The organism is Actinocatenispora sera (assembly GCF_018324685.1).
GTDB lineage: Bacteria > Actinomycetota > Actinomycetes > Mycobacteriales > Micromonosporaceae > Actinocatenispora > Actinocatenispora sera.
Window position 1 is genome coordinate 6,969,325 of sequence record NZ_AP023354.1, and the last position, 12,523, is coordinate 6,981,847.

The window sequence follows — 12,523 nt, forward strand, 5'->3', positions numbered from 1 at the left end:
GTGCGCCCGGCTGCTACCTTGGGCACTCGTGACCACCGGCCCTCGCCGGTGTCAGCACCGTGTTTCCCGGTCGGAGGTGACCTTCAGTGACGGCCCCAGTGGGCACCTCGGTGGGCATGGGTCTCGCCCGCGTCACCGTCTCCACCCCCAAGCGCCGCATCGACGTCGCGCTGCCGGAAGACATCCCGGTCGCCGAACTGGTCCCCAACCTGCTCCGGCACGCCGGCGAGAACGCCGCCGACGAGGGCGAGCTGCACGGCGGGTGGGTGTTGCGTCGGGCAACCGGCGCCCTGCTCGTGCCCACCCGCAACCTGGCCGCCCAGGGGGTCCGCGACGGCGAGGTCCTGCACCTCGTGCCCCGGCGCACCGAATGGCCGGAGCTCGAGTACGACGACGTGGTCGAGACCATCGCCAGCGGCGCCCGGCGGTACGGGCGGTCCTGGGGCGCCGCCGCCACCCGGCGCTGCGCGATGGCGGTCAGTCCGGCGATCTTCCTGCTCGGCACCACGATGGTGCTGCTCTCCGACCCGCCGTGGCAGGTGCCCGGCATCGTCGCCATCGGCTTGGCGCTGATCCTGACCGTCGTCGGCATCACGCTGGCGCGGGCGATGTCCGATGCGGTCGCCGGCGCCGTCGTCGCCGGCAGCGGACTGCCGTTCGCCTTCCTGGGCGGCCTGCTGGTCGCCGCGCCGAACGTCCGGCTGACCTCGCTCGGCCTGCCACACCTGTTGCTCGGTTCGGTGTTGCTGCTGGTCTTCGGCGTGATCGGGTACGTCGGGGTCGGCGCGTTCTCCCGGCTGTTCGCCGCCGCGGTCGCGGTCGGGCTGCTCGGCGGCGTCGCCGGCCTGCTCGGGTTCTCCTCGATGCCCTCGGCCGGGATCGCCGCGGTGGTGCTGACGGTCGGCATCGCGCTGATGCCCGGGTACCCGCTGATGTCGCTGCGGATCGGCAAGCTGCCGCTGCCGTCGCTGCCACAGCGGGCCGAGGACATGCTGGCCGACCCGCCGATGCCGCAGCGATCCACCGTGTACGCGGCGGTGGCCCGGTCCGACGAAATCCTCACCGGCACCCTGCTCGGCGTCGGCATCGTGGCACTGGCCAGCATGGCTGCCCTGCTGCTCAACGGCACGGCGACCGGGGTGATCCTGGTGTTGGTCGCCTGCATCGCGATGCTGCTGCGGGCCCGGCTGTTCCCGACCCCGCGGCAGCGCGTCTCGCTGCTGGTCGGTGGCATCGTCGGGATCGCCATGGTGGCCGTGGCCGGCGGCCTGGTCGCCGACTCGAACCTGGTGCGCTTCCTGCTGCTGCTCGGTGTGCTGGTGGTCGGGGCGTTGGTGCTGGTCGCCGGCATGCTGTTCAGCAAGCGGCCGCCGTCGCCCTATCTCGGGCGCTTCGCCGACATCTTCGACGTGATCGCGATCATCGCGCTGGTGCCGATCACTTGCAGCCTGGTTGGCCTGTACTCCTACATCCGAGGCGTCTTCGCCTCGTTCGGCTAGGCCGTCAAGGCTCGGAAGGACCGCGGATGGCGTCCAGGAAGGACCAGCTTCACTCGTACCAGTTCCTGCTGCGACGGGTGATCTCGGCCGTGGTGATGCGCGAGACCGACCCGGCGCAGGCGCCGCTGCGGCGCGGTACCGGCGCGGCGTTCGCCGGGGTGATGATCGCGGTGATCGTCGCGGCCGCGTTCGGCGTGATCGGCATCTTCACCAAGGTCGGCAGCACGTCATGGAAGCAGGACGGCACCGTCGTGGTGGAGAAGGAGACCGGCGCGACCTACGTCTACAACAACGAGTTGCTGACCCCGACGCTGAACTACGCGTCGGCGCTGCTGCTCGCCGGCAAGGAGACCCCGACGACGGTGACGGTGCCGCGTGACTCGCTGGCCGCGGTCGGCCGCGGGATCATGCGCGGCATCCCGGACGCGCCGACCGCGCTGCCGGACGCGAAGCGGGTCACCGGGGTGCCGTGGACCCTGTGTTCGGTGCCGAGTCAGGACAGCAACGGCCACGCCGTCACCCGTACCAGCCTGGCCGTGGGCCGGGGCGCCAACGGCGGTGCCGCCCTGGGCGACAAGGGGCTGCTGGTGAAGGACTCGCAGAGCGGCGACACCTACCTGGTCTGGCACAGCACGCGCTACCAGATCAAGAGCCCGGACCCGGTCGTGGCGTCGCTGTTCGGCGCGCAGGTCAACCCGACGACGGTGGGCCTGGCCTGGCTCAACGGGCTGCCGGCCGGAATGGACATCGGTCCGATCGACGTGCCGGACCGCGGCAAGGCGTCCTCGGCGGTGTCCGGCCACACGATCGGCGACGTGTTGTTCGACCGCACCGGCTCCGGCGACAAGCAGTACTACCTGGTGCTCTCGGACGGCGTCGCCGCGATCACCGACCTGCAACGCTCGGTCCTCGCCGGGCAGTACACGATGCATCCGCAGGAGGTGCCGGCCGCCGAGATCAACGGGATGACCAAGAGCCACCAGCTCACCCCGCCGAGCAACACCGGGGTGCGGCCGCCGAGCTCCGCGCCGAAGCTGACCGACGCCGGGGCCACCAGCACCTGCGCGCTGTACGAGAGCGCAGCACAGCCGCCGCAGATCGTGGTCGGCGCGGCGGAGAGCGCCGTCAGTACCCGGACGCAGCAGCAGACCGGGGACGGCAACGCCCTCGCCGACGCGGTCTGGGTGCCGTCGGCGCACGTCGCCGTGGTCCGGGCGATGAGTTCCAGCAGCTCGCTCACCGGCACCTACGCCCTGGTCACCGACAACGGCGTGCGGTACGGCGTGCCCACCGTCGCCGCCCTGCACATGCTGGGGTACCAGGAGCAGCAGGCGGTGAGCATGCCGGCCGGTCTGGTCAGCCGGATCCCGGCCGGGCCGACCCTCGACCCGAAGGCCGCCGCGGTGGCGGTGGACATGCAGAAATCCGGTAACTGAGCGGTATCGGCGAACCCCGGCCGATGCCGTGAGGTGGCTCGGGGTTGACCGTGCGGGTTATCGTCTGGGCTGGCCGGCCATCAGGACGGCACCACAACTACTCGCCCCGCGGCTGGGGGGCACGCTCAGAGAATGAGGTGACACACCTTGGGAGATCGCGCTCATGTGGGGCAGGCCCAGATCACCGCTGCCGCCAAGAAGGCGGACGATGTCGGTGAGGGCATTGCCGGGAACCTCAACGTCCTCATGCAGCAGATCGAGGCGGCCGAGGCCGGCTTCAAGGGCGGCGGTGGCCGGGCGTTCCAGCAGAAGTCGCTCGAGATCCACAACGACCTGAAGACCATTCTTCAGAACCTCAACAGGCTGGCCAATGCGGCCGACTCGTCGGTCACCGACTACGGCAGCACCGACGCCGACATCGAGCAGGAAATCAACCAGGTCGGCGCCGCCTACGGCGGCGGCTCGGTCGCCGACGGCCTTCGCGCCTGAGCCCGGTCGAAAGGTAGCCACACATGGGGTACAGCGACGACGATCTCGTCTACCACTTCTCCGGCATCACCGACGTCGCCGATGCGATCAACCGGTTCTGCTCGGAGATGCAGAGCAACCTCGACGAGGTGGATTCCCAGTTCAAGGCGCTGCTCGCCGGCGACTGGAACGGAATGGGTGCCGAGGCGTTCGACAGCGTCAGCGCCAAGATCCACAGCGCGGCGAACGACCTGGAAGCCACCCTGCAGAGCCTGTCGCAGAAGGTCGGCGACGCGGCATTCAAGTTCAAGGACGCCGACGCCCGGGCCGCCTCGCGGATCTATCAGGGCTGACCCGTTCTCGCACGACATCGGGCCCCGGACCTCGTCCGGGGCCCGATGTCGTGCGATGCGCTCCGCGGGTCGTCCGACCAGTCAGGCCGACCCTGGCGTCAGCGGTCGACGTCGGGCGTCCGGACCAGCACGCCGGGCGTCCGGCATCCCGTCAGGCGACCGGCCTCAGGGCATCTTGTCGAAGAGCTCCACCGGCGGGGCCGGCAGATCGTCCTCCGGGCTGTCCCGGGGTGGGGTGGCCAGCCGGACCGACCAGCGGCGGCGCCGGCCCCGCGGGATCGCCACCGCGGCGCCGACCACGACGAGCCCGGCGAGCACGCTGAGCGCCGCGATGAGCAGCGCCAGCCGGCTGCTGCCGGCCCAGACCCGCCCGCGCTCGATGTCGGCGGCGCTGCGGCGCGCCCGCTGGTAGCCGGGCAGTGCGGCCGGGCTGTGCTCGGACATGGTCTCGGTGATCGCACGGTGCGGGTTGACCATGCCCGCGCCGTACTCGTGGCTGTTCGGACCGCCCGGAGTCGGCGACGCGGTCGCCTTGAGCCGGCGTTCGATCTGCTCCGGCCCGAGCTGCGGCCAGCGCGCCCGGATCAGCGCGACGGTGGCGCTGACCTCGGCCGCGGCGACATCGCTCCCGCTGGCCGTGGTCAGGCCCTTCTTGCGGGCGGTCGTCGTCACGCCGGCTCCCGGCGCGACCAGGTCGACGTACGATCCAGTAGCCGAGCCCTCCTGCAGGGTCTCGTCCGGGCCGACCGCGCCGACCCCGAGCACGCCCGGGTAGGCGGCCGGGTACGGCGTCTTCTTCTTCGGCTCGCTGGCCTCGACGCCGACCGCGGCGACCACCACCCGCCCCTTGTCCAGCGCGTACGCGACGGCCGACTTGAGCGCGCTGTCGTCGGTGTGCACGACGATCGAGACGTTGACGACCGAGGCACCGTGGTCCACCGCGTACCGGATGCCCTTCGCGACGGTGGCCGGATCAGGGGTTCCGTCGTCGCTCTGCGTCGTGTCGTCGATCTGCTTGGTGACGGCCACCGGGAGCACCTTGGCGCCCGGCGCGATGCCGTAGAAACCGACGCTGTCGCTCTGTTGCGCCACGATGACGCCGGCCATCCCGGTGCCGTGGCCGACGCAGTCGGTGTCGCCGTCGCCGCCGCCCTTGAGGAAGCTGGTGCCCGTGCCGACGTGCCCGTCGAGCTGCGCGTTCGAGGCGTCCACGCCGGTGTCGACGACGCCGACCAGCACGCCGGCGCCGGTCGTGAACGGCCACACCGACTGCGGGTCCAGCGCGAGCTGCGCCCAGGAGACGCCCTTGGCGGACTTGCCCGGCTGCGCGCACTGATCCTCGGCCAGCGCCGGCGCGCTCGGCGCGAACGTACCGGTCAACGCGGCGACGCAGGCGGCCACCAGCAGCGCCACCGGCCGGCTCGCACCGGCGCGCCGCATCCACCGCGGACGAGCCAACATGGCTGCCAGCCTACGGCGGCGCGGGCCGGCCGCGGCATCGGCATCGGTCGGGTTCACCGGCGGCTCGGTGCGCCGAAACGTTGCTGCTCCACCGATGTCGGGGACACCCACACGTACCGGTCGGCTCCCCCGCCGATCAGCGCGAACATGTCGTCGCGCAGCGCGGTGAGCAGCTGGATCGCGCTGCCGTCGAGCCGCAGCACCGAGCCCAGCGAGAACGACTCCTCCTTGCCGAGCCGCTGCAGCATCACCAGGTTGGACTCCTGTACCGCCGGGAACCCGTACGCGGTGAGCTGGTGCAGCACCGTCAGCTGCGTCTGCCACGGACCGAGGTCTGGCCGACGGGCGGCGCCGAGCAAGCCCATGTCGTAGATCAGCAGCGCCGGACGCAACGAGTTGGAGGCGACGGTGACCGGCCGCTCCTCCGGCATCACCGCCATCCGGTCGGACCGGCCGGTCGCCCACTGGCCGAAGCCGTTCCAGTGCTCGGGACGGCGGGAGAACACGACCACCCGGGCGCCGAGCGCGAGCGCCCGGAACGCGAGGAGCCGGGCGCCCCACAGCCCGCCGACGAAGGTGAGCCGGGTCGGCTCCGGCCGGAAGGTACGAATCTGGACCGGCTTGCGGTCCCGGTCGTGCCCCAGCAGCATGCCCACCGCCGGCATGCCGAACCCGATCTCGTCCAGCGCGGCATCGGAGGCCAGGTGCGAACCGATCCGCAGCGGCGGCAGCGGGCGGACCCGGCTGCCCAGCCGGGCCTGGTCGTCGGCCGGGCCGTACCCGCCGCCGTACACGGTGCCGTGGCCGGAATCCGGCGGTACGAGCGTGCCGGTCGCGGCAGGCGTGCGGGCACTGGCCGAGCCGCCCTGCGCAGCGTTCGCCGACTGCGTGACACCGCCGGCGTTGCCGGTCGGCGCGAGCAGCAGCGTGCCGCCGGTCTCGCCAACGATCTTGCTGGTCGCCGCGGTGTCCGGCGCCCCGCCCTGAGCCGGCTCCACGGCCGCGCGCTCGGCCGGCTGGACCCGTTGCTGCGGCCCGGGGTCGGCCACCGGTGCCGGTGGCGGGAGCGCACCGAGCACCGGGCCGGCGGACTGCTGGGCAGGCCACATCGGTCTGCCCGGCACCGGGGCGGCCGGTGGCATCGACCGCGCGACAGCGGGCCCGTCCTGGGCCTGATCGCGCGGCGTGTCCTGACCGCTCACGCCGCCTCCTTCCCGCATCGTCGGGTGGCCATCATCGCGCACCGCCGCCAGTCGGCGCGGTCGCGTACACCGCTGGTGCCTGTTCGCCGTCGAGCCGGAACACGCTGCCGCCGGCCCGGGAGACCGCCTGCTTCACCGCCGTGCAGGTTTGGGCGAGCAGTTCGGGCTCCGCCGCCACCCGCAGCAGGCAGCGCACCTCGATCAGCTCCTCGTACGGGGCGAGGACGATGGACAGGCTGGTCAGCGCGGCCGGCACCCGGCTCATCGCGTCGAGGAACGGGCCGCTGTCGCGCAGCCCGGGCCAGGAGCTGACCCAGAAGCACGCGTGCGCCAGGCTGGTCGACTGCCACGCGGTCCAGCGCTCCTTGACCGCGGGGGTCGGCCCGCCGGCGGCGGACTGGCTCAGCTCGCAGGAGCGGGTCAACGCGTCCAGCAGGCCGTCGCTGTTGAGCACCTGGAAGTCGAGGCCGGCCCGGCGCAGCGCCTTGCCGACCCGGCGAACCAGGGCGCCCAGCATGACCGGGACCTGCTCGGACTCGTCCGCGCCGCCGACCGACGCCTCGGCCACCGCCCGGGCGTCGAACCGGATCGCCACCCAGGTGGCCTGGTCGGCCGCGCTGGTCAGACCGAACTTCGCGACGAGCTCCCGGTACGACTCACCGGCGGCGCCGCCGGCCCGGACCGGCAGGGTGTGCCGAACCACCTGGACCACCGCGCCCGGCTGTTCGGCGTCCTGCGCCAGGCTGGCGAGCTTGGTGAGCGGTACCTGGCCGAGCGCGTCGCCGTTCACGCCCTGGGGCGGGACGACGGCCACCACCGCGAACGAGCCGGCGCCGTCCCGGCCGATCCCGACATCGATGCCGTTCGGACCTTCGACGGTCCGTACGGTCAGGTCGGGGACGAGCCGCCGGAGGGCGACCAGCCGCTTGTCGTCGGCGGCCGGCTGGCGCCCGGTCTTGCGGCGCAGGTACTGGCGGCGCAGCAACATCCGCTCCACCCACCAGCGGCCGCCCGACCGGGCGAACGTGATCACCACGATCGCGACGCTGAGCACGATGCCGCCGATGAGCGCGTACATCGACTGCCCGAGCAGCAGCAGGATCCCGACGATCAGCACCTCGATGAGCACGAGTTGCAGCACGTTGACCGGGCCGAGGTAGCCGTGCCGCCGGCGGCGCAGGAACGTCACCGGCCGGCTCGCGGCGGCGGGCTCGGCGCTGATCCGCGCCACCGCGCGCACCCGCGACGGCGGCTCGTTCATCGTCATCCGCAGACCCTTTCCGCCACGTGCCCCTGCGACCAGACCGGTCCCCCGCCATCCTAAGGATCACCGCACGGTCCATGCCATGCGTGGCCGCCCAGACCGTTACAAGATCAAGTAGTCGCGCGGACACGCACGGCGACAAGAGCGTCCCGACCTCCATACGGAGCCGTCGCGGGGCGCGACGTGGCGCGCCGAGTTCCGCGACCAGAGCGGTCCCGTCGCCAGGTCAGGCCAGTCCGTCGGTGGTCAGGCCGGTGCGGCGGGCCGGGCCGACCGCACCGTCGGGTCAGTCCGATGGGCCCGCGGGTCAGTCCGGTGGGCCCGCGGGTCGGGCCGGCCGCCAGGTCGGGTCAGGCTGGTGCCGCCGGCGGGTCGGGTCGGCCACGAAGTCGGGTCGGTCCGGTTCATGGGCGAGCGGGCCGGCCCGGCGGCGGCTCGGGCCGGTCCGGGCGCGGTCGGTCCGGTTCCGTCGGCCGGTCCGGCGGCGGGGCGGCGAGGGCGGTGGGGATGTCGCGGTAGACGTGCAGCTCGACGGTCCTGGTACGGCGCAACACGTCGCGCGCCTGACCGACGTTGCGGGCGAACCTCAGGTCGGCGCCGGAGCGGGCCAGCTCGGCGTGCAGCTGGCCGAACATCTGGGCCGCGGTGACGTCCACGAACGGTACGGTCTCCGCGTCCACGACGACCATCCGCACCGGCCGTTGTGCGGCGAGCGCACGGATCCGGGTGCGCACGAAGTCCGCGTTGGCGAAGAACAGGCCGGACTCGATCCGGCACACCAGCGCGTCGTCCGGCGGTACCGCGTGTGGGTCGCGCTCGACGTCGATCCACGCGTCGAGCCGGTCCGGGCGCCGGCCGAGCACCGCGACGTTGGGCCGCGACGACCGGTACAGCAACAGCAGCAGCGCCACCGAGATCCCGATGAACAGGCCCGGCAGGGTGTCGAAGACGACGACGCCGGCGAGCGCCGCCAGCGCGGCGACGAAGTCGGCCCGCGCCGCCTTGCCGTAGACGCGGCCCAGCCCGCGGGTCGACACCCGCCACAGCTCGCGCAGCGAGCCGAAGTCGACCAGCTCGACGACCGCGGCGATCACCACCGCGGCCAGGGTCGCCTCCGGCAAATTCTCGAACAGCCCGGTCAGGAACAGCAGGGTGAGCAGTGTCAGGCCGGCCACGGTGGCGCCGGACAACTGCGATCTCGCGCCCGCGCCGCCGTTCACCGCGGTCTTGGACAGGCTGCCGTTGACCACCATCCCGGACGCCAGGCCGCTACCGAGGTTGGCCGCGCCGATCCCGATCAGCTCGGCGTTCGGATCCACCTCGTACCCGTGCTGCGCCGCGTACGTCTTCGCCGCCCCGAGGCCCTCGACGAACCCCACCAGCAGTACGCCGATCGCCGGTCCGGCCAGCTGGACGTAGCTGTGCGGCCCCGGAAGGTGTTGCGGCACACCGAGATGCGGCAGCCCGGAGTCGACCTTGCCGACGATGTCGACGCCGTGCTGGTCCAGCCGCAGCGTGGTCGCCAGCAGGATCCCCGCGACCACGACCACCAGCGCACCCGGTACCAGTGGCAGCCACCGCTTCAGCACCAGCAGTACGGCGAGCGAACCGAGCCCGATCGCCACCGTCGCCGGTTGCGCGTGCCCCAGTTGGCCGACCACGTGGCCCAGCTTGCGGAAGAAGTCCCCCTCCCCCTTGCTGACGCCGAACAGCGCCGGCAGCTGACCGACGATGATGGTCAGCGCCAGGCCGATGATGAAGCCCTTCAACACCGGCGCGGAGATGAACGAGGCGACGAACCCGAACCGCAGCAGCCCGGCGACGACGCCGACGACGCCGACCATCAGAGCCAGCGCCGCGGTCAGCGCGACGTAGCCTGCGGTAGCGCCCTTCGCCATGCCGCCGACGATCCCGGCGGACAGCGCCGCGGTCGCCGACATCGGCCCCACGATCAGGTGCCGGGACGAGCCGAACAGCAGGTACAGCACCAGCGCCGGCACCGCCGCGTACAGCCCGACGACCGGCGAGACGCCGGCGATCCCCGCGTACGCCAGCGATTCCGGTACCAGCACCGCCCAGACCGTGACACCGGCGATCAGGTCGGCGCGCAACCACGCCGGCCGGTACCCGGCGAACGACGGGAACACGAACCCCCACCGGCGGCGTCCACCGTCCGGCCCGCTCGCGGCCACCGCTCACCGCTCCGGACTCGTCGCGCGCCCTGCCAACACGCCCATCCGTCCTCCCGGACGCCGCACCGTGCCTGACCCGATGCTAGGGCCACAGCCGTACGAAGTCCGGCGATCCGGTCTTCTCCCCGCGCCCTCCCTACCCGCCCGGCATGGCGGCGGCCAGCTCCTCGTCCGCTGGCCAGCCGGCGAGCCCGGCGCGGTCCGGATCGGGAACCGGCCAGTGCAGCCGCAGGTCGCGGCGGCGACCGAACAGGCGCAGCACCACAGCCGGCGAGCCGAGCGAGGCGTACGTCGGGCGCGCGTCGCGGCAGCCGACGAAGAACGTCCGGGTGGCGAACGCCAGCCCCCGGCCGAACGCCACGACGTCGGACCGGTCCGGCGCCACCTCGTACACGGCGAACATCCGCGGCGCCTCCACCACCGCCAGCCGCGTGCTCGCCGCCTGACCGCTGATACACCACTGGCGCTACATGCCGTCATCGGCGATGCCGCGCTGAGGCTCGCCGTTGGCGACGCCGACCTGCGCAGAGCGCAGTATCAGCATCTCGTAGATCTGGCGAAGCAACCCAACGTCACGATCCAGGTGATCCGCCCAGAGGACGGTCCGCACCGCGCGGGTACCGGCCAGTTCGTGATCCTGGAGTTCGACAAGGCCCGACCGATCGCGTATTCGGAACTACTCGATGGCGCCAGTTACGTGCAGGACCAGGATCAGGTCGCCACGTACAGGATGGCGACTGACAGTGCGCGCACTGTGGCGCTGTCACCGGAAAAGTCCCTGGCGTTGATCCGGTCGATGGTCAACGGAGGTACCTGATGGAGGCCGTCGTGGCCACGCCCGATCTCACCAACGCCCGCTGGTTCAAGTCCACCCGCAGCGCCAACAACGGCACCTGCGTCGAGGTTGCCTTCGTCGGCGACGCCGTGGCGGCCCGCGACAGCAAGAACCCCACCGGCCCCGCCCTCGTCGTCACCCCCGCCGCCTGGACCGCCTTCCTCAGCACGGTTCGCCGCTGAGCGTCTGGGGTCAGGTACCCAGGGCCGGACGGTACTGGCGGGCCAGGAACTGGCTGCAGTCGGGGCAGTCGGCGAGGACGGGATGGCGGCAGGTCACGATGTGGGTGAGGAAACCGTCGGCGGCACGGAGCAGGTCGATCCGGTCGTGGATCTCGGCGCGCTTGGTGTCGATCAGCGCGGCCCGGTCGGCGTTGTCACCCCGAGCGATGCGCCGGATCTGATCCAGCGAGAGCCCGGCGCGCTGCAGGGTCCTGATCATCCGAGCCTGGTCCAGGGTCTGGTCGTCGTAGCTGCGGTGGCCGGACGAGGTGCGCGTCGGCGCCAGCAACCCGAGCGACTCCCAGTGCCGCAGTACGTGCGCGGCAATGCCCAACGCGACCGCCGCATCACCGATCTTCACCCCGCGCCCCTTTACTTCAGGTCGACCTGAAGTTCTACGGTAACGCCGCCATCGCAGTGCCGAGGCCGGCGCCGCGGAAGCCTGCAACGATCGGGCGCGGACGAGTGTGTCCGTCGCTGCGGAGCGCAACCGTGGCCGCGGAACCGTGCGCCGTAGTCGCGGAACCGTGCGCCGCCGCCGCGGAAGCGTGCGCCGTCGTCGCAGCCGCGGTGGCGGTGGCGGGAGTCTGGGGTGGGTTGCCGCCGAAGCCAGCGGCGGGTCGCGCCGCCCGAAACCTGGGAGTGATGTCATGCCTGATCCGGTAGCCACACCGAGCCTGCTCGCCTGCTGTTCCGCCGCCGCGGGGCTGGCCGCCGGGATGGTACGGCCGCGCCGGCGCGACGAGCGGCTGCTCGCCTCGATCACCGACGCCGGCCTGCCGAGCCCGAGCCGTACGGTGCGGGTGACGGCGCTGCCGCAGGTGCCCCGGGAGGTACCGACCCCGATGATCGTCGAGGGCACCTTCGCCCCGAGGCGGATCACGAACGCGCTGACCTCGTTCGTTGTCCAGCATCCAGAAGCGACGTTCCTGGTCGACCCGAGCGTGTGCCGGGACGCCGAGCACCGGGCGATCGCCCAACTCCCCGCGGTACTGCGGATGGCGGTACGCCCGCCCGCCGATACGGTGGCCACCGTCGACGCGCTGGATTCCCTGCCACAGCTACCGAAGCCGGACTTCGCGCTGCCCACGCACGCGCACTGGGACCACGTGTGCGGCCTCCTCGACTTCCCGGGTCTGCCGGTACGGCTGCACCGCGCCGAACGCGAGTGGGTGCTGACCGGCCCGGTCGCGCCGGTCGGCGGGGTACGCGACGGGCTACGTGACCGTACGCTCGTCGACTACGAACTGGACGGGCCGCCGGTGTCCACCTTCACCCGCAGCCACGACCTGTTCGGCGACGGCACCGTCGTTCTGGTCGACCTCGCCGGCCACACCCCGGGCAGCGTCGGCGTGCTCGCACACACCGAACGCGGCTGGCTGCTGCTCGCCGGCGACGCCGCCTGGCACCAGCTGCAGATCGACACCGTCCGGCAGAAGGCCAGCTACCCCGGCAACTTCGCCGACGCGGACCGCGACGCCACCTTCCGCACCCTGCACCGCCTGCACCTGGCCCGCCGCCACCTCACCATCGTCCCCACCCACGACCCCACCGCCACCAGCCACCTGCTCCCCGGGGATCGCTGAACCGGC

General features: G+C 72.4%; 12 protein-coding genes and 1 pseudogene. 7 read left to right on the top strand and 6 right to left on the bottom strand.

Going from position 1 to position 12,523, the window contains the following annotated elements:
- The first annotated feature begins 86 nt into the window (after positions 1-86).
- The 4 genes from eccD to Asera_RS32520 all read left to right on the top strand — a co-directional run bounded on the left by eccD (position 87) and on the right by Asera_RS32520 (position 3,756).
- On the top strand, positions 87-1,499 hold the full coding sequence (eccD, locus tag Asera_RS32505; protein WP_211255500.1) for a type VII secretion integral membrane protein EccD: 1,413 nt from the start codon (positions 87-89) through the stop codon (positions 1,497-1,499).
- Positions 1,500-1,525: 26 nt separating this feature from the next.
- Entirely contained in the window at positions 1,526-2,935 is a 1,410-nt protein-coding gene (gene eccB, locus Asera_RS32510; protein ID WP_030445109.1) for a type VII secretion protein EccB, read from the top strand.
- A 165-nt stretch (positions 2,936-3,100) separates the two neighbouring features.
- Positions 3,101-3,424 carry a WXG100 family type VII secretion target gene (locus Asera_RS32515; protein WP_030445108.1) on the top strand — a complete coding sequence of 108 codons (324 nt, stop codon included), beginning with the start codon at positions 3,101-3,103 and terminating at the stop codon, positions 3,422-3,424.
- 23 nt (positions 3,425-3,447) lie between these two features.
- Positions 3,448-3,756, top strand: a complete 309-nt coding sequence (locus Asera_RS32520; RefSeq protein ID WP_030445107.1) for a WXG100 family type VII secretion target — start codon at positions 3,448-3,450, stop codon at positions 3,754-3,756.
- 165 nt (positions 3,757-3,921) lie between these two features.
- Here the strand turns inward: Asera_RS32520 and mycP are convergent, their stop codons facing one another.
- From mycP to Asera_RS32545, 5 genes are all read right to left on the bottom strand, one after another.
- A complete protein-coding gene (gene mycP, locus Asera_RS32525; RefSeq protein WP_157034679.1) occupies positions 3,922-5,217 on the bottom strand; it encodes a type VII secretion-associated serine protease mycosin in 1,296 nt (431 codons plus the stop codon).
- Between the two features lie 53 nt (positions 5,218-5,270).
- Positions 5,271-6,419 (bottom strand): hypothetical protein, encoded by a 1,149-nt coding sequence (locus Asera_RS32530; protein ID WP_157034678.1) that lies wholly within the window; start codon positions 6,417-6,419, stop codon positions 5,271-5,273.
- 31 nt (positions 6,420-6,450) lie between these two features.
- Positions 6,451-7,686, bottom strand: a complete 1,236-nt coding sequence (locus Asera_RS32535; RefSeq protein WP_030445104.1) for a type VII secretion protein EccE — start codon at positions 7,684-7,686, stop codon at positions 6,451-6,453.
- 401 nt (positions 7,687-8,087) lie between these two features.
- Positions 8,088-9,875 carry a SulP family inorganic anion transporter gene (locus Asera_RS32540; RefSeq protein WP_244844125.1) on the bottom strand — a complete coding sequence of 596 codons (1,788 nt, stop codon included), beginning with the start codon at positions 9,873-9,875 and terminating at the stop codon, positions 8,088-8,090.
- 136 nt (positions 9,876-10,011) lie between these two features.
- The gene (locus tag Asera_RS32545; protein ID WP_157034677.1) at positions 10,012-10,278 is read right to left on the bottom strand and encodes a hypothetical protein; all 267 of its coding nucleotides are present in this window, start codon (positions 10,276-10,278) and stop codon (positions 10,012-10,014) included.
- A gap of 36 nt (positions 10,279-10,314) precedes the next feature.
- Between Asera_RS32545 and Asera_RS33475 the strand changes: the two are divergent.
- Positions 10,315-10,692 (top strand): annotated as a pseudogene (locus Asera_RS33475) (DUF5753 domain-containing protein); the annotation flags it as partial.
- On the top strand, positions 10,692-10,892 hold the full coding sequence (locus Asera_RS32555; RefSeq protein WP_030445101.1) for a DUF397 domain-containing protein: 201 nt from the start codon (positions 10,692-10,694) through the stop codon (positions 10,890-10,892). The pseudogene Asera_RS33475 and the gene Asera_RS32555, both read left to right, overlap by 1 nt.
- Positions 10,893-10,902: 10 nt before the next feature.
- Here the strand turns inward: Asera_RS32555 and Asera_RS32560 are convergent, their stop codons facing one another.
- Positions 10,903-11,292 carry a MerR family transcriptional regulator gene (locus tag Asera_RS32560; protein WP_035295616.1) on the bottom strand — a complete coding sequence of 130 codons (390 nt, stop codon included), beginning with the start codon at positions 11,290-11,292 and terminating at the stop codon, positions 10,903-10,905.
- 289 nt (positions 11,293-11,581) lie between these two features.
- On the opposite strand from Asera_RS32560, the gene Asera_RS32565 reads away from it, so the two are divergent.
- On the top strand, positions 11,582-12,517 hold the full coding sequence (locus Asera_RS32565; RefSeq protein ID WP_030445099.1) for an MBL fold metallo-hydrolase: 936 nt from the start codon (positions 11,582-11,584) through the stop codon (positions 12,515-12,517).
- Positions 12,518-12,523 lie beyond the last annotated feature (6 nt).